Raw genomic sequence first — 25,640 nt, forward strand, 5'->3', positions numbered from 1 at the left:
TATCAAACTTTCAATCCAAAATATAGTAGTTCATACACAAATCTACTCTTGGAACATATCACACTTTAAATCAGAAATATCAACAAAAGCTATCCTCGTATTTACAATCTCCAAGGTTCTGCCTGCATCATCTATTCGTGTTACCATTCCGGTTACCTGCACATATTCTCTATTCTGAAAATATTCCACAGTAATTATGTCTTCTTTCTGAATCTGTCTTAACTTCCAATCTAACACCTTCTTCTGCTCTTCCGATAAATCACGTTTAGGAACGATAATCCGTTCTTTTTCTGACACTGCTTCCCGAAACCCTTTTAATGCATCAAAGGGCATAAATTGTTTAGCGCGGCTTCTCCTGTCCATTTTAATCCTTCTATTCTCCACTTTTATGACCTCCAATCTGTCTGTTCCGTTCTATGGTGGTACCAGCTTCCTGCAAATCCATCCCACGTACAAGAGCATTTTTACCAAACTTTTCTTTGATTTCAAGCGCTGCCTTCTGTAGCTTCCTATCCTTTTCCAGTTCTGCCGGATTGGTAAATAAGTCATACTGTTCGTAAGCTTCATCAACAATATTATTGCATGACAGACTCAGCCGCCTTATTGGTTTATTCTTATCCACAATACCCTCATACAATCCCATCACATAAGGCAGGATAGTCCGGTAGGAATTAGTAGTAACAGACATGGATGCGGTTCCTATCGCCGGCTTTAATTCCAGCTCATTTGAATATCCAATCATCAATGACACAGAACCGGTAACCACATTTTTATCTACCATATCCAGACATAAGGCATCTGCCATCTCTTTTACAATCAGCTTGCACTCCTCAAAGCTATAATCCCTTGCAAGTACCTGACCGCTGGACATAGAATTGCTTTTTGACCTATATGCCTTTATATCCGCCATGGTGGTTGTTTCCTTTCCCCAGGCGTGGTCTATCAAAAGCTCTGCATCAATGCCAAACAACCGGTATAGCAAATCTTCATTTATGCGGGTAATATCACCCATATTAAAAATACCTATACTATTCAGTCTGTTTGCGATTCCCTTACCTATTCTCCAGAAGTCAGTCAGTGGCTGGTGCTTCCATAATGTTTTTTGGTAGAGTTCCTCATTCAGATATCCGATATTATCTTTCGCATGCTTTGCCATAATATCCAGTGCTACCTTGGCCAGATACAAATTTGTTCCAATTCCTGCCGTAGCAGTAATTCCTGTAGAGTTTTTAATATCCTCCATAATCCGTAACGCCACTTCCCTTGCGCTCATATGATACATGGAAAGATAATGGGTCACGTCAAGGAACGCCTCATCAATGCTATAAACATGGATATCCTCTTTCGAAATATATTTCAAATAAATACCATAAATATCCGCAGAATATTTAATGTAGAGTTTCATTCTTGGCGGTGCCATGATGTACTGCACATCTTTGGGAATCTGAAATACCCTGCATCGGTTCTTTATTCCCAATGCTTTCATGGATGGTGAGATCGCAAGACATATTGTTTTCTCACTTCTCTCAGGGTCAGCCACCGCAAGATTAGTAGTCAGAGGATCAAGCCCACGCTCTACGCATTCTACAGAAGCATAAAATGATTTAAGATCAATACATAAATAAATCTGCTCTTCCATCCAGGAAACACCTCCCTTATTTTTCGTTACCATGGTCTTAATCAAATTTTATTATACCACCAGAACATATGTTTGTATACATGTTTTTTCTGGAATTTTACGCTTTGAAAGGACTATGCCCGGTGTGAGTCTTGATATTTTAGCAAGTCTGGGATATAATATTTTATAAATATATATTCTAAAAATGCGTTGAAGAGAAAGAGTATGTAACAATAGCTTTTACAGAGAACCCAGTTGCTGAGAAAGGGTAAGGCGAAGGTTACTGAACATGGTCTTGGAGCAGCGTACCGAAAAGTTTCCTTTTAGGCTACGTCGGGATCTCCCGTTATAGAGATAGAGTATCGGTTATTTATACCCGTACTTGATGAGGTTCATTTCGTGAGGAATGAATAAATAAGGGTGGTAACACGAAGCATAGGCTCTCGTCCCTGAATATTTCGTATTCGGGGTGAGGGCTTTTTTATTATAAAAATATTAGCGAGATAAATACTTCGTATTATAAAAAAATGAAATGAGGGATAATAGTGAAAAATATTTTAATCGGAGGCGCTTGGCCTTATGCCAATGGCTCACTTCACATTGGCCATGTCGCAGCTTTGCTGCCTGGTGATGTTCTTGCAAGATATTATCGTTTAAAAGGCGATCAAGTTTTTTATGTTTCTGGTAGTGATTGCCATGGAACACCAGTAACAATTCGAGCAAAACAAGAGGGTAGAACCCCAAGAGAAATCAGTGAGCACTATCATAATGAATTTAGTTCTGTGTTTGGAAAATTAGGGTTTAGCTATGATTTATATAGTAAAACTTCAGATTGTTCGCACATAAGTTTTGTGACTAATTTTCATAAAAAGCTTTATGAAAGTGACTATATTTATGAAAAAACCGCGCCTCAGGCTTTTTGTGAACATTGTCAAAAGGTGCTGACCGATCGTTTGGTTAAAGGTATTTGCCCAAATTGTGGAAGCCAGACAAGAGCCGATCAATGTGATAATTGTGGCACGGTTTTAGAAGCCGAAGCAGTAACCGCACCTTTTTGTTCGGAATGTGGTAACGCCGTTGTCTTTTCAGAAACAAAACAGCTCTATATTGCAATATCCAAACTTGAACATCAGTTATCCAATTATCTATCATCAAAATCTTATTGGAGAAAAAATGCGGTTGCTTTTACTAAAAGATATATTGATGAAGGGCTAAGGGATAGAGCAATTACAAGAAATCTTGACTGGGGCATAGATGTTCCCAAAGAGGGTTACGAGGACAAAAAGATATATATATGGGCTGAAAATGTACTTGGATATTTATCCGTAAGCAAGGTAGTTGCAGAAAGCCAAGGAATTAAGTTCAATGAATTATGGGGTAGTAATGCACGGCACTATTATGTACATGGTAAAGATAATATTCCGTTTCATACTATAATACTACCAGCATTATTGCTTGCTCATGGCGAAAGCTTACGTTTGCCGGATGATATTATCTCAAGCGAATATTTAACATTGGAGGGAAAGAAAATTTCAACAAGTCAGAACTGGGCAATATGGGCTAAGGATATTGTTGAGAATTATAATCCGGATTCGTTAAGGTACTTCTTTATAGCTAACGGTCCAGAAAAAAGAGATACTGATTTTTCGTGGCGGGAATTTGTAGAAAGAAATAACAGTGAGTTATTGGGATCATATGGAAATTTTGTAAACAGAACCCTGGCTTTTTTGGTTAAATATAATGAAAGTACAATTCCGCCTGGTAAAATAGAAAATGATATTAAAGAAAAAATAGATGATATTTATTTGAAAGTTGGCCGGAAAATTGAAGATGGCCAGTTTAAGGATGCACTTGATCTTATATTTGATTTTGTTCGATTTGGAAATAAGTACTATGATTCGATGGAGCCATGGAAGAGCAGAGTTGAAAATAAAGATAAATGCGACCACACACTTAATAATTGTGTTCAGATTATTGCAAACTTAGCTGTATTATTGCAGCCCTTTTTACCGTTTTCTTCACAAAAAATAGCTAATTGGCTTAACTTATATAATGAGTGGAAACCGCAATATGTTCAAGAAGGGTATAAGTTTTCAGACATCTCCATATTATTTGAAAGGCTCGATAAAAAAATTATTGAAAAAGAAAGGGGAAAACTTGGATGCAATTAGCTGTCTTTCTTTTCGCGAGTCTGTTTAGGAAAATCAGTCAAAAATTTACTTTCTTTCACTGAATCCTTAAGTTTGACTGCCTTTTAAAGCGTGTTATTGCACGATACGGCATCGTAAATTCATTCGAGGTCAAAGACTGCCTGCATTCGTTGAAAGCAGTTCTTTGATCTCGAATCCAGTTCTTTGTAGTCATTGACTGCTTTCCCATATCTTTCAGAAAAGGCATTACCACAGTCCATTACAAATCCAAGTGCAGCGCAATCGTCTGCCATATAATGGTCTATCAACTCTATGTAATTGATTTTTTGATCTCTGAATTTGTCACACCATTTTACTGCAAAATCATGAACTTGTTTCATGTCTGCCACTATGGTTACCTCCGTTCCTTTAATTTCTAAAACTGGAATATCATATGAGCTTGAAGGAATGGTTTGCTTGATGCAATATCCTCTCCACGGTCTTCCTGATTGCTATAATCACAAAACATGTCCAAAACTTCATCTGTTGTGTTCCAAATTCTGTTTCCTGTCTCTGCTCGGTATCAGATGATGTTTCCGTGGTTGAATCCTCTTCAGCATTTTCAATCTTCTCAACTTCTAATGCCCAGTTGTTTTCATACTTTGTAGACCAATTAGCTTGAATATCTTTGCTTTATATTTTTTCAATTTCTCGCTTGATTTTCTTTTTACTTACTGGACTTACAGCGAACATATCAACGACTTTCGCCTGGTTACTTCAACTGTTCAATAACCAACTGTGAAAGAACCTTTATACCAAAATCAATTTCATCCAATGAAGCATTCGAATATGAAATCCTAATATACTGACTAGAGTGATACTCATACAAATCTCCGGGGTGAATAAGTATTTTATTTTTTAAGGCTTTTACAAACAGCTGATACATTGATATACCATCATTTAACCTAAGCCAGATGAAATATCCACCTGCCGGTATGTTCCATGAAGCGATGCCTTTGAAATATCGATTAAGTGCAGTAAGTGCAGTATCCCTTCTTATCCGGACGTTTTCACGCATCAATTTATTATGTTCAGCGTACAGCCCACTGGCAAACATTTCTGCAGCTACATATTGAGAGAGTGAACTAGATCCGTAATCGCTTTGCATTTTAATATCCGCCAATCTTCCAATAACCTGTTCAGGCCCGACAATCCATCCTATCCTGAGTCCCGGACTCAAATTTTTCGACATACCGCCAACATAAAGAACAAGGCCGTTTTTATCCAATGCTTTTAATGGCATTGGAGGCTGTTCATCAAACCATATCTCCCGGTAAACGTCATCCTCTATAACAGGTAACCTTTCCATTTCGCATTTTTCCAGGAGCGCTTTACGTCTTTCGAGTGACATTACAGTTCCTGTGGGGTTATGAAAAGTAGGTATTGTAAACAGCATTGATCCTCTTTTTCGCCTATGTCGTGCAAACAATTCCTGTATATTAATACCTTCTTCCTCTATAGATATTCCTGATAACTGCATACCAAAAGATTGAAAGGTTCTAAGTGAATAAAGGTATGAAGGCTTTTCCAGGTATACAACCGAACTTGAGTGCAGCAGTCCAAGAGAAATAAGCTGCAAGGCTTGCAAGGCACCGGAAGTAATTAATATGGACGAAGGTTCTGCCGCTATTCCCATAGTATCAAGATATTTGCATATCTCTTTTCTCAAATAAATTGATCCCCTCGGTTCTTCATAGCCAAGGAAATTTGCCGTTTCAGGCAGACCCTTCAATATTTTCTGTATCATTCCATAGGGAATCATTTTTGGAGATGGCTCACAGGAGCCTAACCTAATGATTCCAGGATCAAATTCCGCCTGGTTAATTAGCTGTATTATGTTCTGATTGGACTGATGAGCTCCTGAAGAGATATAGTTATTCCAGTTGTAGGCACGCTCCATAGGAAACAAAGTCCATGTATCGTTAATGATTACTGTACCGCCTCCAGAATTTCCTTCAATAACCCCTTCAGCAGCCAGCTCTTCCATTGCCGCTACTATAGTGCTCCTGTTTACGTCAAAAATATCAGAAAGTGTCCTCTGACTTGGTAATTTTGTTCCAACAATCCATTCTCCGCAGGAAATTTTGTTTTTAATATAACCAGCTATCTGCAAATGCAATTGGGTCGGGCTGCTTCTGTCCGGTCTCCAATCAATATCCAGCATGACATTACCTCCACTCATTACTGATGTAACTATACCACTTGGTTGGCCAAAAATCAACCAAACAATGGTTGGAGACATTTCTATGCGTTTTATCTATAATTATACCGATACAAAGAAATTAACCTATGGAGTAAAGATAAATATGATACCTATAAGAATTTTAAGCGATGATGATATAAAAGTCATCCTGGATATTCGTAATACCATTGCATGTGTTGAAAAAGCTTATATTCTGAAAGCCAATAATCAGGCAAGATTGTTCCCACTGATTTCCGAAGACCTGTCTGAAGGCAAGGCAGACATGGATATAAAATCCGGTGTTTTGTATAGTGATGATACCTTTGGACTAAAGCTTGTTGCATGGTTTGGTGATAATATAAAAGAAGGCCTCCCGTCCTTAACTGGTTTAGCAATGATATTTGACTTGAAAACAGGATTTCCGAAAGCCATTATAAACGCAAGCCATTTAACAGCAATGCGGACAGGCGCCGCTGGTGCAATCGGTATAAAATATCTAGCAAAACATGACTCTAAAGCTCTGGTTGTCACAGGTACCGGAACTCAAGCAGTATTTCAGATCGCAGCTGCCATTTCAGTAATGCCATTACTTAAAAAAGTTTATATCTATCATCCATTGAGATACCAAAGTGCTGAAAAATTTCAAAGCACAATTAAAGAGAAACTTGGTACAATAAAAATTGATATTGAAGGCGACCCAATGAATTACATTTGGATTCAAAAACTAGATTCAATTGATTTCATTGCTGTGGATCGTATTGAAAAAGCCCTTAATGAAACAGAGGTTGTAATAACCGTAACGCCTTCTCAAAAACCATATATTTTTCACAACTGGATTAGGCCGGGTACTCATTTTAGCTGTATTGGGGCAGATATGCCAGGTAAGCAGGAAATAGATGAAAAAATCTTTGATGCAGCTAAGGTTTTTGTTGATGACATTCACCAAGCTTCCTCAGTTGGGGAAACACAAAATTCCATAAAGTCAGGCATTATTAATGAGAAACATTTAATCGAAATTGGCAGGCTACTAAATGGCGATACCTATGGTCGGACATCAGAAAAAGATATTACTATATTTGATAGTACAGGTATTGCCCTGCAGGATCTTGCCGTTTCTAATTATATAATTAAAAAGGCTGAAGAATTGAAGATTGGTACAACGGTTTATTTCTAATATCACAAATATAAAAATCAGGAGATATAACAATGAAAGTGAAAGCGTATACTATTAATTCGTTTGCTAAAACTTCTTTAGGAGGTAACGGAGCAGGAGTTGTTTTAGATGCAGATTACTTGTCGGATGAAGAAATGCAAAAAATAGCTGCCGTCCTTGGCTTTAGCGAGACTGCCTTTGTTTTAAATTCAAATTTGGCAGATTTTAAGGTGAGATTCTTTACCCCGAGCGAAGAAGTCGATCTATGTGGACATGCTACGATAGGGACATTCTTTACCATGGGAACCCTTGGGTATATAAAACCGGGTAACTATTTACAGGAAACCAAAGCAGGAATTTTGGGAGTTGAAATAAAGGAAGACCAGTCAATTATGATGAGTCAGCCACTGCCGGTTTTTTTTGAAACAATTGATAAGAGTGAAATTGCCGATTCCTTAAATATTGAAATTGCCAACATCCATGAAGATTTGCCGGTTCAAATAGTATCTACAGGTCTTAGGGATATCATAGTGCCTATAAAAAACTTGGATGTATTATATTCCATAAAACCGGACTTTAAAAAAATATTTGAGATCAGTAGAAGGTATAGTGCAGTCGGTTATCATGTTTTCTCATTGGAAACAATTAATTTTTCAACCGCATGCTGCAGAAACTTCGCTCCCTTATTTGGGATCCCGGAGGAATCCGCTACAGGTACATCAAACGGCGCCTTAGGCTGTTATCTTTATAAATATGGCAAAATCAACTTTGGTCAAACTTCAAATATTATCATCGAACAAGGTTATGCAATGAAAAAGCCATCGGAAATATTCGTATCCCTAGCTGTTGAAGGAGAAAAAATCACAGGAGTTAAAGTTGGAGGCAGAGCATTAAATTTATCATCCATAGAGATTGATATTGAATAACTTAATCTTATAATAAAGGCATCAGAGCTTCGAGTCTGATGCCTTTACTTACACCTATGAAATTTTTATTTAAACAAGAGCTTTTATCCTTGGCCCCTACTTTAGTTTTATTGCTTTATCTTAGCTTAAAATAGTAATCGAAACATAATTATTCCGAATATATTAGCTATCATATGTGCAATGAAGGAAACATAAATATTCCGTGTTTTAATATAAATAACACCATAAATAATACCATCTAACAAGACACTCGCAAGATCAAACAAAACAGCGGATGGATTTCCCGGAGTAAAATGCATGCTTGCAAAAAGCAACGTTGAAAATGCGATAGCTGCATACGGTTTCATAAACCAACTTAATCTCTCAACAAAAAAACCACGATAAAGCATTTCTTCATATAAACAAACAAGAGAAGTGATAATCAATGTTATGAAAAGGACCATAACTGACTTTAATGAAAATGTCTGCAACGCTGATGGCATTCTTTCTCTTAAATGATCAATATAAGCCGGCATAAATGCTTTTCCAATTAATAATGGTGTTAGCTGTAACACCATGGTAACCAGAAATAGTAATTTTAAATTCTTCTGCAGATCACGTGGTGTTTGAGATATCTTAAAACCTAGATCACGAAACGAACGACGGCGAATTAGCATCTCAATCATCAAGTATAAGAATGCCGGTGCTTCAAGAATATACTTAAGAAAAATATTTGATACGAATACAGACGAAATAGTAATCAGCATAATAATTATCGTTTCAATCAATATTCTTTTGGATGTTAATTTTGAATTAGAATTGGTAGTTGTTTTCATTAGCGTACCTCTCATTTCATTTTTAGCTAATGATACAACGATTTCAGCGTTAACAAAATAATCGAAAGTAATGATATACCATTGACTTTAGTAACTATCTTTTTGCTCTTCCTAGAAATAATAATTAATGGTCCAAGTGCACATTCTGAAGATAGACGAGCAATTCAGCCCTGCTGCTTAGTTCCAGTTTTGATAAAATATGTGAAATATAGTTCTTAACTGTTCCTTCTGTCAAGAATAAAGTTTCTCCGATATCATGATTATTCTTTCCTAACAAAAGCTGCTTTACCACATCCAACTCCCTAGGGGTTAATATACCGTTCAAATCCTCTATCACTTTTTTTGAAGTATCGAATCCGGATATAACATTAACAGTTTTCCCTGATATGGAAGAATCCAATATCATACTGCCTAAACAAGCCCCTTGAATAGCACTCAGAATTGCCTTTGAACCAGAGTCCTTCATAACATAACCATCTGCTCCGTTTTTTAGGCTTCCGAATAGGTATTCATCTTCATCAAAAGTAGTGAGAATAATGATTTTTACATTTGGATATAACCTTTTCACAACAGCCGTTGCTTCTATTCCGTCCATTACCGGCATACGAATATCCATTAATATAACATCCGGCTGTTCAAAGCTCAGAATTTCCAAAAGTTGCTTTCCATTTTCTGCTTCACCAATAATTTTGACATTATCATCAAGACTTAGAATCATTTTTAAGCCTTCTCTGATTATATCCTGATCATCCGCAATTATAATCGTAATCATAAGCACTCCTTCAGTTATCAATAGGTATTTCCATCCTTAATATAAATCCACACCCTCGCCCGGTTTCATAGGATACAATACCATCCAGTTCTCCTGCTCTATCCTCAATAGCCGACAAACCATGTGATTTTATAACATAATCACAGCCTATTCCATTGTCCTTAACAATGACCGACAATATCTGTCCATTAATCGTCACCTCAATTAGTATTTCATTCGCATTACCGTTTTTCAGACTATTTGTAACTGCTTCCTGAATAGTTTTGTATATGCAATTCTTTATATCCAAAGGGACCTTTTCAGCCTGATTGTCAAATTCCAACAATATCTTTGCCCCGCTTTGATCAATACGATCAATTATCTCGTTTATGGACAATTTTAAATTATCCTCCGTTTTATCCTCTTTTAAGATATTAACGGCACTTCTTAAATCCTTTAAACATTTTAAGGACAAATTATGTGCTTTAGCAACAGAAATGCTTGCCTTTTCTTTATCATGATCAAGAGTCTGCTGGATGAATTCCAGATGCATGGAAAGTGCTGCCAGCCCATGTCCGATAGAATCGTGCATATCCTGAGCTATACGTGTTCTTTCCTTAATCTTTGCTGTTTTTTCAATATGTTTTGCATACTCCATTAGCTGTTTGTTTGCATTAACAAGCTCTTTATTAATTAATTCAATTTCACTTCTTTCATCGATATTTTTTCGATATAGATAAATTATCATAGTAATCGAAATATATATTACCAGATTTCTTATTGTCAGATCCTTAAGTATATAATTTGCAATAATAAATAGTCCACTATGTAAAATAATTAACGGAAATAAAATTCTTTCACTATAGATGATAAGCTCAATCAAAGGAAATAAATAGTATATTCCTGCCGGCAATGAGTTTAACCAAAAGGCATACAAGCCGGTTCCTATAATACTAACCGTAATGGATAAAAAATAGATTATGCCGGACCGGCGTTTCATCCTGTAATGCCGTAAAAGGTCATTTAGTATAAGTAATATCATTCCACAGACAAAAGCTGTATGCGTCCATAAATTGGGTACATTCTGTATAGCACATTCAAATATCACGGTGCCTGCGGTACATATGCGGAGAAGCAATATCATGTATTTCATTATACGATTCATTATATGTACATAACCTCACTTTACAGCTTCCTATCAAATCCATTCAGTTACTTCATCTATGCTTTTTCTTTGCCTCATAGGCGGGTTTTCATCCGGGCAGCCCAATGCCAGTGCGGCAACCATCTGACAATCTTTCTTCAGCCATTTACAGAGCTCTTCATATGCGAAAAAAATATCGCAGATCCACAAAGATCCGAGTCCGAGATTTGCAGCAGCCAATATCATATTTTGAATCGCTGCTCCCACTGACTGGACATCAACTGTTTCAGTAATTTGTTGTTCCACCGTTTTCTCCTGCCAGGGGTATGCTCCATAGGGGTTGAATATAAATATCGTAGCGGGGGCTTGTTCCATTATATTTGCTGAGTATTCAGCACTGCCTACGTTTCCATGCTGCGCCTTGAAGGCTTGAATGCCTCCTCTCATCACCTGTATCATTTCAATCCGTTTATCCCCTGTTACAACTATGAATTCCCAGGGCTGTTTGTTTTTGCCAGACGGTGCTTTGATGCCGGCCTCTAAAATGGTTCGGATGACATCGTTGCTTAATTTATCGCCTCTAAATCTGCGTATGCTTCTTCTGTTGTTGATAGCTTCCATAACATCCATAAATATTCATCCCTCTCTCCTTTTAATATCAATTATACTTAGGCAATTGCGAAACTATATAGTTTTCTGAATATACCATACAATTGATACGAATTTCAGAGCTTCAGTTGCCCTATGGGCAAAATTCAGCTTTGAAATTGTATTAATTGCATGGTATATAGATACAATATGTAAATTTCGCAATTACCTATCAATTATACTAAGAGAAACACTTTTCCTTGTAACTTTTTGTATACGGAATTGATTCTATTTTTTATTATATCCTGTTTCAAAGTATAATTCCAGTACGATCCACTTGTCCCTATCTCTTTTTATGCTAATATAACACTGGCTTAACGAGTGATTTGTTCTGTCCCTATAAAGGGCTCTTCCCTGCAAGCGCCCAGAAGCCTTTAGTGACCTGCCATTTATTGACCCCTTGACATCAATACTGCCGTCTCCACGTGAAACCTTTTACCCGAATATAATGTACATTATAAAACCGACTATAGTAATGATCCCATTAAGTAAGTTATGTGCAAACATTGGACCTAAAACACTTTTTGATTTAATAAACAGCCAACCAAAAAAGGTACCAAATATGAAGCAGGTTATTTGCTGCAAAAGATTAAAGTATGTTATTTTGAAAGGGTTCAAATTAAAATTTATATGGGCAAGCATAAAGATAAGGGTTGAAGCGGATATAGCAATAATTTGAGATTTTTGTTCCGATTTTAAAAATGTATTGAGTGAAAATAACATGACCGGAATAGTTAGTGACCTGAATAATAATTCTTCACTTGTACCAGTAAATAAAATTTCAAACAAAAAATACCCTAAAAAATTTTTAAATGTTAATGGATAAGTTAAGGCAGCTGACATAGATGTCATCTTGATTAATAAAATACTTCCACCTGTTTGAATCATAATCCATAAAAAACAAAAAACTTGCACCATTTTTATGGAGTATCGAAAATTTTTTGTATTGAAACCGAAATCTTTTAATGGTATTTTTAATGCTATAGAGATAAATACTATTATAATAGTAGTAATTATTGCTTGTAATATATGATGAATTGTTAGGAGTAAAAAACAGTTGTCTGGATCAAAACCACTAAATTGATTAAATAATTTTGTTGACATACTAAAACAGACAGAACTAATTACAGTTATTGTTATAAACAACATAGCGAACATCAAGAATATTTTTAAAAAATTAATGATATTACCAAAGATTTTTTTCATCTAAATTAACCCTCAATCATGATTTAAATCGGATGCAGAAGTAATGTTATAAAATAGCGAGAACATATTATTGGGATCAACTTTTTGGAATTGTCCCATTATGAAAATTGGGAATTTATCGGTTTTTTGTAGGATTTTTGCCTGACACAATACAGACGTTTTAATCTCTCTCTACGTCCCTGCTTAGCTAAGCAATTCCTATTCTTTTATTGCTGCCGTTCCTTCCACGGCTAGCTGTTTGTAACTTAGCCGGGCATACTACCGCCCGTACCCGAAATATATACAATCAAAACATTGTTTATCATAAAAATCACCATGCCGACCGTTTTTATCAATTAAGCTAATCAATTTCAAATCAGGAACTAGCTATAAAAAGTCAAGAGGAAACATCAAAATCCCAAGTGAGAAATACTTCATCAATATCGTTTGAGGGAATAGCTCCAGTTTTCTGATATAAGCCAACAGCAGATATATTGGAGCGATTAGTAGGAACAAACATTTTCATCATGGGTTTCGTAGTGCATAAGGATTTCAATTTCTCGACAAGAGCTGTTCCGATACCCCGCTTTCGATATTCATCAATCACTGTAATATCATACAGAAACATCATGCTCTGCTCTCTATCTGGCCTTTGGAGTTCATATGCAATTAAATATCCTACAGTTTTTGAGGCATCAACGGCAATGAGCAGATGATTAAACGGGTTTTCAAGGAAAGTTGTCATTGCAGTAGAAGTAGCTAATTCAATAGGTAATCCATCTGTGCATTTAATGGTCACCATTGCATTAACAGCTAAATCCACAAGATAGGTGTTGCAGTGAATAATATCCATATGTCACAGCCTTTCTGTTACACTTGTTATCATACATCCATCGTATAATACAAATCTTCTGCAGTCATTATTTATTTGTTAATATGAAAAGCGGTGAGAAACCCGATCAGGTACATAATAAAATTTGAACCATTATGTGCGATAACCAGCCATAAAAGACTTTTTGTCTTAATGAAAATCATTCCCCACCATATTCCCAGAATGAAGTTAAAGGCCACCTGCAGATAGTCAATTGAAACCAGTCGAAACGGTATGAATGTAAATCCAATATGCCCAATGGCGAATATCAAACCGGAAATGAGAACCGCATGGGGCAGTTCAAGCCTTCCTATACGGACGTTCCCATCCCAATATTTCATCAATGGCAGAAGCACCAACGCACGGTATAATGGCTCTTCTCCCAAGCCGGGCATAGTACCCGCATAACTTAAAGCTATTATCATATATTCACTGTCCGGCGGATAATAGCTCATAATATACTGGGCAAAGCCGGGATATAAATGTAAAGATACTATATAAAAAACAACTACAATCCCCGTCCACAATCCAAGAAAGCAGCCTGTATATTTAATCCCCTGTGCGCTGCCCCCCCATTTAAAACCAAGCTCGGCGAAGGGCTTTCGCAGTAAAAGCTTTAATGTCAGAACTGCAAGAAGACCTTGGAATAATTGATGAAGTACGTTAATCATATATCTATCCCCATAAATTATCCGGCTTTGCAACCATAGGGCCGTTGCTGTAGCAATCCTAGGTATAACAAGGGTTATCAGAAACAACAACAGAAACACCAGAATTTTCTCTATTATTCTTTTAGCATTTCTTTGCTTTCTCATTTATCTCTCCCAAGTTATCTCACAGCAATTTTTCATATAGCCTAAACCACTTCAATCCGTAGTTCCCGAGTCCCAAGTCAACTGTATCGATATATTTAAAACCACATTTTTCATAAAGCTTTATAGCAGGTATATTTCCTTCGTAAACATCCAACCTGATTGACTTAGCTTTTGATTTAATACTATGTTCAGTAGAAAAGTTCATTAATGCTTTGCCTACACCACATTTCAGAAATCTTGGATGTACCGCAAATGTATGTACAACAAAAACATCTGAATAGTCAGTCTCAAATTCCCATTTCGCTTTATAATATGCAGGTTCAGGCTCATGGCTTAAAATAACAGAACCAATGATCTTCCCATTATGTTTTGCTACATAGAGATTACCCTGTTTTATTCCGTCAATTGCAATTTGCCGGACAGGATAAACCCCCTTTATCCATCCAGGATAGTTTACTCCTCTTGCCAAATGATCATTTAAATCGTTATAAAGCATTTCTAATTCATCAATATCACTTGCTTTTCCTAAATCAAAAATTATCGGAGCATGCTGGCTTATCATGCAATGTATCCGCTTCTTTCTATATTATACTCATAGCTGATCTCAACATTATTTTTTACCATATTCCATACTGGGCAGAAAGATTCTTCAGACAGCTTGATCGCTTTTTCAAAGTCTGCATCCTCTGCATCCTTTGAGACCAGATTGAATTCCAGATGAATTTTCTCGAAGTATGTAGGGTGCTGCTCGCGCCTATCTCCTTTTATATTGATTCTGAGACCGGAAACATCCTTTCTCATTTTTCGTAATAATACTGCAATTGATGTGCCGCTGCAGGTCGCAAGGCTTATAAGGAACAGTTCCAGAGAAGTGTATCCCTCCCCGTCCCCTATGGGCGGATTATAATCAAGTATGATTTCAGGGTTGGATCTGGATACACCCTTGAATTTTACTTTCTCATTCATTAAGCTTGCAGTAACTATTAATTGTTCCGACATAATTAAAACCTCCTGTTTTCATTGATTTATATAATTTGATATTTCCACTTATGAATTTAATTCTTTTCTTTTGCTTCAGAATACCCTATCAATCCTTTACTTTTGCATACCAACAGTAAGATATCACAGACAGAATAATGTGTAATGTTCTTAATGATATCGCTCCTTCTTATGGTTTGATTGCAGTATTAAGTATGATGTTGAGAGCTTCCTCTCTTTCTTTTGTATCTCGGATATTTATACCAGAATAACGTTTAAATTCCTCCATTTTCAACAGAATCACCTGCATAGCCGAGATCATTTGGAGTGCTATAACCTTTATTTCGAGATCGCTCTTCGTCCCGCCATAGAGCTCTTTCAAAAGCGGCGTTATGAAGTAGCAAATACTCATATCACCATTCACGATCTCGTAGGAAAGTTGAACACGAAAGATTTCACTGTACTGTAGTGCAAGCTCCGCCGTTTGATAGAAAAAACCCTTCAATCTTTCGAATGGAGTTCCGGAACCCTCACTCGGAGATAATCCTTCCGCCAGATTCGCCATTTGTCCGGCTATAACCTCATAGACAAGCTTATCCTTTGAATGAAAATGATAGCTAACCGTACCTATCCCTACACCAGCTTGCTGTGCAATTTTACGGACAGTGATGTCCTCAACAGGGCAACCCTCCGATAGTAATTCCCTTACTGCTGATATGATTTTTTCCCTTGCTTCACTGTATGGCATCTTATTACTCCTTTACATTCACTGAACATGTTTAGTACATGTTCAGTATAATACTGAGTAAATAGTATGTCAAGAGGGTTTGTAAAATAAGTTTTGCTTAATTGAAAGGCGAGATGCAACTTTTGTAACCCAATCGTCAACATGCATTTGCCGCCTTGGCTTCCTATGACGGAGTCCATTTGAACTATCGCCGTATCCGGATTCTTGTCTATGAAATCGTAGTCGGGTTCTTATCCAATCAGCGGACGATTCCTTTAAAGGATAGACTTTCTTTTAGGTATTTCTGAAGGGTCAGTCTTTCTTCGTACGTAAAAAACTTTGACATAGTTACTCTCCTTTTTGACATTAACCCCTTCAGAATACATGGCAGTGAAAAGGTGTGCAAACAAAAAGACTGGTTCATCACCAATCTTTTGTAAGCCAGGACGCAACTACCTGGTATCTATAAATTCTATTACTTTATAAAGTTCAATTCGAATCGATAGGGTTGCATCTCGATTTTCAATTAAGGTATCGTTTCGTATCCTTATATTTTTTATACATTTACGTCCATTGCTCAACCGCAGCATGTTAACCCCCCACTGGTACGCTTTGTCTGATGAAGAATATCAATCAGACGGTTCCGTTTCTGTTCAATGGCTTGAATTTCATTCTTCACTTTTCATGCTGTTTTTGAAAGATGATAGTTAAGATTCACGAATCCATCACATATTATTAGTGACGAATATGTAAATTCATTTAATTTCTATGTTTACTATACCACAAAATCCCAATAATTTCAAGTCTTGAGGTGTTCGCAATTAAGGAGTATTAATTATATGAGGTGATGTTTATATGAAACAGAAAAGTATGACCGCTCTTGTTAGTGCTTTTTCAAGAGCATATCATTCTGAAAACAACGATATCAAAATATTCAATGATAGCGTTGCCAGGTTACTCCTATCCGAACAGGAATACAGTCAAATTGAAAAAAGCATGGCACAAGGCATTCAGTTTTTTAACCCCGGATTTAGCGGGAGCGACGTTGACGCCTTGAGATGGATTGTTGACAATCAATTGTCACCCTCGCCGCTGGGAAGATCGGCTTATGCCGAACAAGCACTAAGAAATGCGGTTAATTTTGGAGCGAAACAATATCTGATCTTTGCAGCAGGATATGATAGCTTTGCTTACAGGCAGCCTGGATGGGCTTCCCAACTCCATATTTTTGAGCTTGATCATCCTCTTATGAGCATGGAAAAGCAAAAGCGCATAAACAGTATTTACGAAAAAAAGCCTGATAATTTAACTTACCTGCCTGTTGACCTGGCCCTTACAGCAATTGACGAGTACCTGTTTGACCACACTGAGTTTGATAGATCAAAGCTTTCATTTTGCAGTCTGCTTGGAATCTCGTATTATCTATCAAAAGAAAATTTCACAAACCTGATCAGAGGCATCTCCAATACGGTATGTACCGGAAGTACTATTGTATTCGATTATCCTGACCAGGATACTTATACCGGTAAAGCCGGGGAACGTGTAAAAAAGCAGGCAATGATGGCTGGAAACGCGGGAGAAGCGATGTTAGCAAGTTATTCGAATTTTGATATGGAAGCCTTGCTTTCGAATTGTGGCTTTTTGATTCATGAGCACCTGGAGCCCAAAGAGATTACCAAGCAATACTTTGCTGAATATAACCAAGCAAATCCACAACATATTATGTCGGCATTTGATAATGTAAATTATTGTTTAGCCGTAAAAAAATAGCTGCCATATTCAAAATCTGCAATGTCATCTATAAGACAGGCAAAAAGTCGGGCTGAAAATTGCACTTTTTCAGCCCGATTTTTGTCTTTATTTTACTCCAAAACCACTACATACAGTGGTTGACCTGCCTCATTTGCCCTTTAAACCACTATTCGTCATCAGAATTATCGTTTCAACGTGCCTTGAACGTTCAAAAAAGATGCCGCTTGAGCCTGGTGGTGCCTTGGCGGCAGTGTATCAATCAAATGAGATGTGAGTCAGTATTCACTTGGAGTTAGCCAAATATATATGGTACTCTTATTGTTACCAGGTTCATATGCCGCTACATTGCCATTTTTATAAACCACTTGACCTCCGTCATGCTTAAATCCATACTGTGTTTCATCTGCACCACCATCTAATAAATCACCAGTAAGTGACCATAATGAGTTTCCCATCTCTTCTCCACAAAAGAAAATAAATGTTGTCAATATAGCATCCATATATTTACTATCATCCGAATTTGAATCATAGTCAAATTTCCATGTGGACGTATCAATACCAACTTTATTATCCTCTAAAACTAATGTCCAATCAGATTGACCAGCCTTTTCATAATCTTCTGCTGTAGATGGAGTTAAGCTTTTTCCGTATTTTGTTTCTAAGATATTGTTTAAAATATCAATATTTTCAGCTAAAGTTTTTGATGATTTATAAACTAATTCACTGTCTGTATCAGTATCATTCTCTCTTTCCTCTAAATCAATGGTTTCTATATTTTCTGCGATTGGTGTGATTTCGATTTCTGTATCTGACACACTTACATTATTATCCTTATTACATGCCAGTATGTTAAATGGCAATACCATTAACAATACTACCATCAAACTTCTTCTTAAATATTTTTTCATACAGCCTCCTTTCGTATCACTTACTTTAAATTAATATCCAGTGCCCATTGAGCCGTTTCCTGTACATTTTTATTAGAATCATTTAGTGTCATTAGAAAATACTTAACCTATTTTTTAGTCAAAGAAATCATTGAAATAATCTACTTGAATTATTCCACATGATTCATAGCCAAGTTGTATAGCAACACCTTTCATATTTTGTTCTAAACACATAATATAAAATTTCCTCCTAACTACAATGCAATTTGCTTTTTTTTGCTTTTATGATAAAATATTTCTATTCTATTGACAATATAAAATTATTATGGTTTTAGTTCAGTAAAAATGAACTATAGGAGAATATATGGAATTAAAACAGCTTCAAACTATTAAAAATATACTTACAGAAGGAAGTTACTTAAAAGCAGCAGAAAAGATGGGATATGCGCCCTCTACCGTTACACTTCATATTCAGCAGCTTGAAGAAGAGTTGGGAATTAAATTATTTGAAAAGGAAGGCCGTAGAATGCACCTCTCAAAGGAAGGTGATTTTTTTTGGATGAATGCCAAGTTACTTCTTGAACATGCAGATACTTTTAAAAAAGTGATGGATAACTTTGTTACTGGTCAAATGGGACATGTTAGAATAGGGACAATAAGTACAATTGGAAGATCTTTGCTAATTCCTAAAATAATAGATTTCTGTAAGGAGTATCCAAACATTAAACTGACATTTGAACTTAACAGTTCGGAAGTCATTACACAAAAAATAATAAATAACCAGCTGGATATCGGAATAGGGTTTGCTCCCCCAGCTAATCTTAACCTTTTGTTTGAACCTATTTGTTTGGAACCAATGGATTTGTTACTGCCTATAGGACATCCACTTGTCAAAAAAGAAGAGATTACTCTTAAGGACTTAAGTGATGTAAATTTACTTCTTACAGAATCCTACTGCTCTTATCGAAATGAGATTGATAAGCATTTTAGTACTTCAGGAATCCCCCTTAAATCTATGATACAAATTAACGATGGAAGAACAATTATTCAGTTTGTTCAAGCTGGTATTGGCTGTTCTATCTTACCTGTAGCTGCCATTGAACCAGTTCCAGATATGACAATAAGACGAAAATTAGCAAATATAGAATTTAGCCTAATGGTTGGTGTTATTCGTAAAAAAGTGCAACTGGAAAAAGCCTCAGAAAGGCTTTATAATGAACTTCTTTATGAGTTAAAAATACTTGGCGAATTAAAAAGTTGAGAAATATTGTAGATTTGGTATAATGAAACCTAAATCTTCCAATTACCCTTTCTATAAAGATCGGCCGAAAAAAGGCTCAAAATTTGCACTTTTGAGCCTAATTTTTTATCCGGCATTGAAAATGATTCATCTGCTTCTACCAACCCATTAATTAATGCCATCCTCAGTTCTTCTTTTGACAGACTCTCCACATATTTTACAATCTGATCGTAGCGTTCCTGTTCCCGATCCTCTTCTTCTCTTTCATATTCTTCAAATTCAGTTATGTAATTATCGGCTTCCTTAGGAAAGGCTGTAAAAAACAGGGCTATCTTGTGCTTACATACAATTTTTTTCCCATCGGCATGCGGACAATTGCATTTGGATTTTTTAGGATGCTCGGTGTCAATCATCACATGGTATGGTTCTTTCTCACTACCGACAACCTCTCCCTCGAATTCGATACCCCCTTGGCGTTGGTTTAATCTTTAAAAAATCTGCCTTTCACTCTGTGCCAAGATATTTTACACACAGATAGCTTACAATCTTGACTTATTACTTTAATGCGGCAACCGCTTCTTTCTCTGTATCATCAAATATAAACTTATATAATTCAACTCTATTCTTATCCCAATCTAAAACAATCGGATAAGTGATTCCATTGTATTTCTTAGGTGCGTCAAAGGCTCCGTCAACCGGAATTCGGAAGGTATCCAAGGTTGTTATTTTATTCTCAACCACATCCGCCATTGCTTTTTCTATCTGATCCTGTGTTAAATTCGTTGTCACATAACCCAGACTTTCTTTTGTAACGGATAGAATTTTGAACAGGTTTTTCGGAGATTTATAGCTATCAAATATCGCTTTTAAAGCTCTTTGCTGTCGGACAATACGGCCATAATCATTATTTACTCCGCCCAGGGTTTTTACTTTTCGTACACGGACATATCCCATGACCTGATTACCATTGAGATGATTAACACCTTTTTTTACATTTCGATTTTTCTTTTGCGATATGTAATTGGTTTTGTTAAGGTATTGTGCTTCTTCTTTCCCCAGCTCAATTGTTACGCCGCCTAATAGATCGACTATTTTCTCAAAGGATTTAAAATCGACCGATACATAACCGTCGATTTGGACCTTATAATTCTTTTCTATCGTATCAACCAATAATCTCGCTCCACCCCTTGCATAAGCAGAATTTAATTTATTTGCTTTATAACCTTGTATATCAACATAGCTGTCACGAAGCAACGAGGTAAGCTTTAAGGTATCATCTTTGGTATTGATGGAGGCAATCATCATGGAATCGGTATTTCTGGCTCCCCCGAATTCTTCGATACCGAAGATCAGATAATTGGTTACATAGTCTTCGTGCCTTGCTCCGTCAGCATGCTCTGCACCGCCTGCCGCATCGTATTCCTTGATAATTTCTTCGTTGTTCATATTGTGAGAGGCAAAGGTGCTTGCTGATTTATAGATAATGCTGCGTCCCGGCTTTGTTCCAATAATTAAGACAATTAGAATCAGTAGAATTAAAACCATAATGCCTGCCATTTTTAACACCTTATGATTTTTCTTTTTTCGAGAAGGAGACTTCTTTGGCTGCGGAGCCCATCCTTGCTCTTCCCTTTCTTCTATCTCCGTTGTATCTTTCTCTGCTTTTTCATCATTCATGATTTCAAGTACTTGCTGTTTTAATAAATCTTCTTCGTATCTATTTGACATAGGATCACCATTTCCGTATTTTATATAGAGTTATTAATGTTACATACTCTCTAATTATTGACCATATTATGATTTCTGTCAACTTATAAAGAAAAAACTGCGGTAGACAAAAACAGGAAGTAAAATCATATCGTACAGATACCCCAACACCGGTATAAAGTCAGGGATCAGATTACATGATCCCTTTTCCCCTCTAAAAACCATAATCAGCGATTGTAACTCATAGGAAGCCTGGCAGGTTCGACCGTTTCAAGGTCTTATCTGCCAGGCTTCCTATGAGTTATCCATTTATATTGTTTTTCTTCCACTTCAATATTAATACAGCAATCGCAATCAATAACGTAACTGTTGTTACAAGTCCACCCTCAGGGCCAAAATCCCCTCCTGTAAGTAAATTGGATCCTATTTGTTGTGTTTGAAAAATTTTTTCACCATTAGCAGCAAAACCGCTGACAGGAAGACCATAGATGTTTCCAAGAGCAAAATTCCAGGCAAAATGCAGCCCACAAACTCCCCATATATTACCGTTAAGAATGGCATAACCTGCGAAAAATACACCTGATAATATTAAATTTATAAAAGATAAAACTGTTACTCCAGAACTAAATAAATGAAGAATACCAAATATAATTGCTGTGATAGAAATTGCCATAACTGGAGTACAGTTTTTTTCTAAACTTGGAATTAGCCATCCTCTTATTGCGATTTCCTCAGAAGCACTTTGTACAATCCAGCCCAATGCTATACTACCGAGATTTATTATCATGTAACCATAATATAACGGATAATATTTTAGTTTTATCATTCCTGTTAAATGCAAAGTTAGGGTAATCGCTGTTATGGCACATAAACCTATCATAAATCCGGTAATATATAGTTTAAAAGGACTGTTGGCTTTTAAACCAATAGAATTCACAGGACGTTTTTCCACAAATTTTACCCATGAGAAGAAAATTGTTATCTGTGCTCCGCAGATTATTAATTTTCTTAATGTAATCATAATCGTCCCATTAACATTAGTCATCAACCCAAGAACGTTGAACACTGCCTGCACAAATAAACGTCCTAATCCAAGTCCAATCAACCACAATAAAAAATAAACTACAATTGTTAATGGAATATTTAATTTCACCTTACTTGTTTTTGGTTGTAGAAACAGCAAACTCTCTTTTAAATAATGATTTAAAACTTTCACGTAGCCTCCCACAAGTATATTTTTGAACATTAAAGTAAGCTTCTAATCCCCCTAAAAACGATTCTTCTAACAGTGAGATGCAAGATGGGATTTTGCACTAATATTTTGACAAAAAGCAGCAGATCTCCACATGCCTTGTTGCTGCAATTCTGATGACCGTTGAGCCTGGTACCCCCTTGGCGTCAGGGTATATTTTCAATAATTTCGACGCTCAACCCTTTTTTTAATAAAATATTTGTACTGATTATACCATGACAACTCTTATTTTTCGATGTTTAATTTAGTAAAGATAAAAGCTGCCAACAATAAAACCCTCAGTGTACTGAAGGTTTTAGTCTTAGCAGTTTTTCAGTAGAACTATTTACTCCAGTTCTACTTTTCAAATTGGAATTTGTCAACTTCTTTATATACTCACAAAAATTGATTAAAATTACATAGTAAATCAGCTAAAACTCTGAATCCGTGAAGTCAATTTTTCTAACTAATTTAATTCACTGTTTGACTTTCTTCCAAGGTACAAAAATTCCATAATTGAATTAAACTCTATTATATCAGAAGATTCACCATTAATTGCACCACTCTCCCTATAATAATCAATTGCACTTTCAAAATCGTTATATAATTTCCCATTTTTATTTATAATATCAGCTACTAAATTAATTCTCTCAGTACAAAGGTCATACATATTAGGTGCTGTAGTAATAATTATTCTTGCAAGCTCTTCTCCTGCTTTTTCAACAATATCTTTTTCCTCACTTTTTGTAACAGAAGGGGTAAGCATTAATTTCTCTTTCCTTTCTTCTATCCATTTTATGGCTGCTTCTTTATTGAGTGCTTTTAATAGTACCAAAGATAGCTTATCAATAATCATTAAGTTTTCAGGGTATTTACTATAAAGATATTCTAAGGTTATATGCCTTATAATAGGTGGTAAAATCGAAAATTGATGTACAACTCCCAAATTCGTTCCAAACTCATATTTTTCAAAATAAGCGATTAATAAATAAGCATATAAATTGAAAAGACTGTCTATTACAGTTTTTACCTCTTCTTCTGTTATCTCTCTTGTAAATTGGGTATGAGTGCATTTTGAACCCATTTTATTAATAGTCTTTATTGAATTTAACAGTAACGGATTATCTTTTTCTTTAATTTTTGATATGATTCTTTCATCGCCTAATGTAACTTTGGTTTTTTTAGGAAGGTTTAATATTCTTCTCACTATGACTTCAGCATATTGTCTTATTTTTGCAATAGTTCCCCTCCTTGAAGCACCTTCAAGATAAAAAGCATCATTTATTAAATCATTAACTAATGCTTCATAAGCTTCATTATTAAATTTAGTCATTTAAGTTTCTCCTTTCTAACGCTCCATACTATAAATAGTCAGCAGTAAAATCCCGCCCTACAAATTCTAATTTGTCTGTTGCTTTTTCATTGTTTATTGTCTTTATAAACATAATCTTATCTTCCTTACTATCCAACACCACTCCCATGTTTTTTATCCTCCTTGCTTACTTATTTGGCATCCTATGACACTCATCCAGATATTTGTGGGCAAATGATATTAATGTCAAAATATCTAGAGCCTTTGTCTCTTCCACTCTCCAGTTAATTTTAGGTGTATGGGCTGCTGGGTTTCTTGCCAAATGAAATATAGCTTCTAACAATTCCTTTACTCCAGTAAACTCACTTTTTTCACTATCTGTCTGCATAGAATTAAAAAACAGATATGGATCACCTTTAGCAAATGCTTTTTGAAACAATTCTCCACCATCTGAAGACAAACCGGTTATCTGGCGTACACGCTCTGCCAATCCTTTAGCTGCTTCAAACACTGCATCATAGTAATCTTCCCGCAAATAATCTTTAATGCAATATTTCTGTACCTCATTGTGAATTGTCCTATTATAAAGTTCCGCTTTAGATGATTCACACGCCTATCTACTTCGTCCAATGTTGTTGCCTTCACTACATCAACGATCTTCCCTTCTTTACTAACAGACAAACCAGCTAATAATAACACTTTGTTGGTTTCTTCTAAAAGATGAAGATATTTTTCTCTATTACTTTGCACTGTAAAGGCTACAGGGTTTAACGCTTTAACAATGAAATCAAAAACCCGCTGAAACGATTTATTGGTGTTGATTTCATTCACCAAGCAATTATACAACCAATCTCGCTTATTTAAGCCCAATGTATAACTGTAGCCGTTGTTGGAGCTCCCATCATCAGCTAAATCTATTTGACTCTGTTGCAATAACCGAGATAATTCACTTTTTGAAAATCCCTCGCTGGCATGAGCTAAAACGTCACATACAGCTTTTAGCTGCTGTTGATCTAATATTTTAACCTGCCATTTAACCACCTCCATCCTATATAAAGCGAAGATCACATACAAGCAATGTTATCCATATCACTGATGAAGTAACATTCATATTTAAATATTCAAATCATCTACTTAATAAATTGTCTCTAAAATCATTCAGCATTTTTTTCAAAATAAGTGCATTTATATAATCTTTTTTAAAAGCACTCATTACATAGCCCTCTATATTTGGAAAAAGAGGAAGTCTTCCTTCAAAATCGGAGGCATTATAGTATGTATAATTTTCTTCAGCAAACTTATCAAAATTTATTTTCTCAAGCTCCGAATCAAATATAAGAACGCATTCTAAAAATCGTCTTCTTGATGTAAATTCTTCATCCATGTCGTCGGTAATATAAAATTTATGAGCAATATAATCTATTGACCCTTTAATGAAATACTTATAACTAATATCCCAGTTCATCCTATTTTTATCTAATGATAGCCCGTCAGTTTTGGGAGTTACTG

General features: G+C 35.9%; 28 protein-coding genes and 1 other annotated feature. Of the genes, 5 read left to right on the forward strand and 23 right to left on the reverse strand.

Going from position 1 to position 25,640, the window contains the following annotated elements; all coding sequences use genetic code 11:
* Window positions 1-42: 42 nt before the first annotated feature.
* Both Ana3638_RS23510 and Ana3638_RS23515 read right to left on the reverse strand, forming a co-directional pair.
* The gene (locus Ana3638_RS23510; RefSeq protein ID WP_246240564.1) at window positions 43-384 is read right to left on the reverse strand and encodes a YolD-like family protein; all 342 of its coding nucleotides are present in this window, start codon (window positions 382-384) and stop codon (window positions 43-45) included.
* Window positions 374-1,639, reverse strand: coding sequence for a Y-family DNA polymerase (locus tag Ana3638_RS23515; RefSeq protein ID WP_161840682.1), 1,266 nt, complete (start codon window positions 1,637-1,639; stop codon window positions 374-376). Before Ana3638_RS23515 ends, Ana3638_RS23510 begins: the two co-directional genes overlap by 11 nt.
* A gap of 180 nt (window positions 1,640-1,819) precedes the next feature.
* Window positions 1,820-2,072 (forward strand) — a binding site (T-box leader).
* 91 nt (window positions 2,073-2,163) lie between these two features.
* On the opposite strand from Ana3638_RS23515, the gene metG reads away from it, so the two are divergent.
* Window positions 2,164-3,789, forward strand: coding sequence for a methionine--tRNA ligase (metG, locus tag Ana3638_RS23520; protein ID WP_202621533.1), 1,626 nt, complete (start codon window positions 2,164-2,166; stop codon window positions 3,787-3,789).
* A 119-nt stretch (window positions 3,790-3,908) separates the two neighbouring features.
* Here metG and Ana3638_RS23525 read toward each other — a convergent pair whose 3' ends face one another.
* Window positions 3,909-4,157: a hypothetical protein gene (locus Ana3638_RS23525; protein WP_246240567.1), complete on the reverse strand. Its 249-nt coding sequence runs from the start codon at window positions 4,155-4,157 to the stop codon at window positions 3,909-3,911.
* 362 nt (window positions 4,158-4,519) lie between these two features.
* A complete protein-coding gene (locus Ana3638_RS23530) occupies window positions 4,520-5,971 on the reverse strand; it encodes an aminotransferase-like domain-containing protein (protein WP_161840204.1) in 1,452 nt (483 codons plus the stop codon).
* On the opposite strand from Ana3638_RS23530, the gene Ana3638_RS23535 reads away from it, so the two are divergent.
* Both Ana3638_RS23535 and Ana3638_RS23540 read left to right on the forward strand, forming a co-directional pair.
* Window positions 5,970-7,163 carry an ornithine cyclodeaminase family protein gene (locus Ana3638_RS23535; protein WP_246240570.1) on the forward strand — a complete coding sequence of 398 codons (1,194 nt, stop codon included), beginning with the start codon at window positions 5,970-5,972 and terminating at the stop codon, window positions 7,161-7,163. The two genes, Ana3638_RS23530 and Ana3638_RS23535, sit on opposite strands and share 2 nt — an antisense overlap.
* Before the next feature lie 32 nt (window positions 7,164-7,195).
* Window positions 7,196-8,068 carry a PhzF family phenazine biosynthesis protein gene (locus Ana3638_RS23540; protein ID WP_161840205.1) on the forward strand — a complete coding sequence of 291 codons (873 nt, stop codon included), beginning with the start codon at window positions 7,196-7,198 and terminating at the stop codon, window positions 8,066-8,068.
* A gap of 125 nt (window positions 8,069-8,193) precedes the next feature.
* On the opposite strand, the gene Ana3638_RS23545 is transcribed toward Ana3638_RS23540, so the two are convergent.
* The 11 genes from Ana3638_RS23545 to Ana3638_RS23595 all read right to left on the reverse strand — a co-directional run bounded on the left by Ana3638_RS23545 (window position 8,194) and on the right by Ana3638_RS23595 (window position 16,592).
* Window positions 8,194-8,883, reverse strand: coding sequence for a CPBP family intramembrane glutamic endopeptidase (locus Ana3638_RS23545; RefSeq protein ID WP_161840206.1), 690 nt, complete (start codon window positions 8,881-8,883; stop codon window positions 8,194-8,196).
* Between the two features lie 124 nt (window positions 8,884-9,007).
* Window positions 9,008-9,655: a response regulator gene (locus Ana3638_RS23550; protein WP_161840207.1), complete on the reverse strand. Its 648-nt coding sequence runs from the start codon at window positions 9,653-9,655 to the stop codon at window positions 9,008-9,010.
* 10 nt (window positions 9,656-9,665) lie between these two features.
* Window positions 9,666-10,799 (reverse strand): sensor histidine kinase, encoded by a 1,134-nt coding sequence (locus Ana3638_RS23555; RefSeq protein ID WP_161840208.1) that lies wholly within the window; start codon window positions 10,797-10,799, stop codon window positions 9,666-9,668.
* Window positions 10,800-10,832: 33 nt separating this feature from the next.
* Window positions 10,833-11,408: a nitroreductase family protein gene (locus Ana3638_RS23560; RefSeq protein ID WP_246240573.1), complete on the reverse strand. Its 576-nt coding sequence runs from the start codon at window positions 11,406-11,408 to the stop codon at window positions 10,833-10,835.
* A 453-nt stretch (window positions 11,409-11,861) separates the two neighbouring features.
* Window positions 11,862-12,632 (reverse strand): CPBP family intramembrane glutamic endopeptidase, encoded by a 771-nt coding sequence (locus Ana3638_RS23565; protein ID WP_161840209.1) that lies wholly within the window; start codon window positions 12,630-12,632, stop codon window positions 11,862-11,864.
* A 376-nt stretch (window positions 12,633-13,008) separates the two neighbouring features.
* Window positions 13,009-13,464: a GNAT family N-acetyltransferase gene (locus tag Ana3638_RS23570; protein ID WP_161840210.1), complete on the reverse strand. Its 456-nt coding sequence runs from the start codon at window positions 13,462-13,464 to the stop codon at window positions 13,009-13,011.
* A gap of 71 nt (window positions 13,465-13,535) precedes the next feature.
* Window positions 13,536-14,297, reverse strand: coding sequence for a CPBP family intramembrane glutamic endopeptidase (locus Ana3638_RS23575; protein WP_161840211.1), 762 nt, complete (start codon window positions 14,295-14,297; stop codon window positions 13,536-13,538).
* A 19-nt stretch (window positions 14,298-14,316) separates the two neighbouring features.
* Window positions 14,317-14,859, reverse strand: coding sequence for a GNAT family N-acetyltransferase (locus Ana3638_RS23580; RefSeq protein ID WP_161840212.1), 543 nt, complete (start codon window positions 14,857-14,859; stop codon window positions 14,317-14,319).
* Window positions 14,856-15,296, reverse strand: coding sequence for an OsmC family protein (locus Ana3638_RS23585; RefSeq protein WP_161840213.1), 441 nt, complete (start codon window positions 15,294-15,296; stop codon window positions 14,856-14,858). Before Ana3638_RS23585 ends, Ana3638_RS23580 begins: the two co-directional genes overlap by 4 nt.
* Window positions 15,297-15,465: 169 nt before the next feature.
* Window positions 15,466-16,023, reverse strand: a complete 558-nt coding sequence (locus Ana3638_RS23590; RefSeq protein WP_161840214.1) for a TetR/AcrR family transcriptional regulator — start codon at window positions 16,021-16,023, stop codon at window positions 15,466-15,468.
* Window positions 16,024-16,454: 431 nt separating this feature from the next.
* Window positions 16,455-16,592 carry a hypothetical protein gene (locus Ana3638_RS23595; RefSeq protein ID WP_161840215.1) on the reverse strand — a complete coding sequence of 46 codons (138 nt, stop codon included), beginning with the start codon at window positions 16,590-16,592 and terminating at the stop codon, window positions 16,455-16,457.
* A gap of 265 nt (window positions 16,593-16,857) precedes the next feature.
* Between Ana3638_RS23595 and Ana3638_RS23600 the strand changes: the two genes are divergently transcribed.
* Window positions 16,858-17,772, forward strand: a complete 915-nt coding sequence (locus tag Ana3638_RS23600) for a class I SAM-dependent methyltransferase (RefSeq protein ID WP_161840216.1) — start codon at window positions 16,858-16,860, stop codon at window positions 17,770-17,772.
* Window positions 17,773-18,029: 257 nt separating this feature from the next.
* Here Ana3638_RS23600 and Ana3638_RS23605 read toward each other — a convergent pair whose 3' ends face one another.
* Entirely contained in the window at window positions 18,030-18,662 is a 633-nt protein-coding gene (locus Ana3638_RS23605; protein ID WP_161840217.1) for a hypothetical protein, read from the reverse strand.
* Window positions 18,663-19,005: 343 nt separating this feature from the next.
* Here Ana3638_RS23605 and Ana3638_RS23610 point away from each other — a divergent pair, with 343 nt between their 5' ends.
* A complete protein-coding gene (locus Ana3638_RS23610; protein WP_161840218.1) occupies window positions 19,006-19,902 on the forward strand; it encodes a LysR family transcriptional regulator in 897 nt (298 codons plus the stop codon).
* Between the two features lie 29 nt (window positions 19,903-19,931).
* On the opposite strand, the gene Ana3638_RS23615 is transcribed toward Ana3638_RS23610, so the two are convergent.
* From Ana3638_RS23615 to Ana3638_RS23650, 7 genes are all read right to left on the reverse strand, one after another.
* Window positions 19,932-20,294: an SWIM zinc finger family protein gene (locus tag Ana3638_RS23615; RefSeq protein WP_246241218.1), complete on the reverse strand. Its 363-nt coding sequence runs from the start codon at window positions 20,292-20,294 to the stop codon at window positions 19,932-19,934.
* 142 nt (window positions 20,295-20,436) lie between these two features.
* On the reverse strand, window positions 20,437-21,609 hold the full coding sequence (locus Ana3638_RS23620; protein ID WP_161840220.1) for an LCP family protein: 1,173 nt from the start codon (window positions 21,607-21,609) through the stop codon (window positions 20,437-20,439).
* A gap of 280 nt (window positions 21,610-21,889) precedes the next feature.
* Window positions 21,890-22,804 (reverse strand): CPBP family intramembrane glutamic endopeptidase, encoded by a 915-nt coding sequence (locus Ana3638_RS23630; RefSeq protein WP_161840222.1) that lies wholly within the window; start codon window positions 22,802-22,804, stop codon window positions 21,890-21,892.
* Window positions 22,805-23,285: 481 nt separating this feature from the next.
* Window positions 23,286-24,152: a hypothetical protein gene (locus Ana3638_RS23635; RefSeq protein WP_161840223.1), complete on the reverse strand. Its 867-nt coding sequence runs from the start codon at window positions 24,150-24,152 to the stop codon at window positions 23,286-23,288.
* 166 nt (window positions 24,153-24,318) lie between these two features.
* Window positions 24,319-24,666, reverse strand: coding sequence for a TIGR02391 family protein (locus tag Ana3638_RS23640; RefSeq protein WP_161840224.1), 348 nt, complete (start codon window positions 24,664-24,666; stop codon window positions 24,319-24,321).
* Window positions 24,597-25,172: a hypothetical protein gene (locus Ana3638_RS23645; RefSeq protein WP_161840225.1), complete on the reverse strand. Its 576-nt coding sequence runs from the start codon at window positions 25,170-25,172 to the stop codon at window positions 24,597-24,599. The genes Ana3638_RS23640 and Ana3638_RS23645 overlap by 70 nt, the downstream gene beginning before the upstream one ends.
* A gap of 85 nt (window positions 25,173-25,257) precedes the next feature.
* Complete coding sequence (locus tag Ana3638_RS23650; protein ID WP_161840226.1) at window positions 25,258-25,596, reverse strand: hypothetical protein; 339 nt, start codon at window positions 25,594-25,596, stop codon at window positions 25,258-25,260.
* Window positions 25,597-25,640 lie beyond the last annotated feature (44 nt).

The sequence above is a fragment of the Anaerocolumna sedimenticola genome (genome assembly GCF_009931695.1).
GTDB classification, from domain to species: domain Bacteria; phylum Bacillota; class Clostridia; order Lachnospirales; family Lachnospiraceae; genus Anaerocolumna; species Anaerocolumna sedimenticola.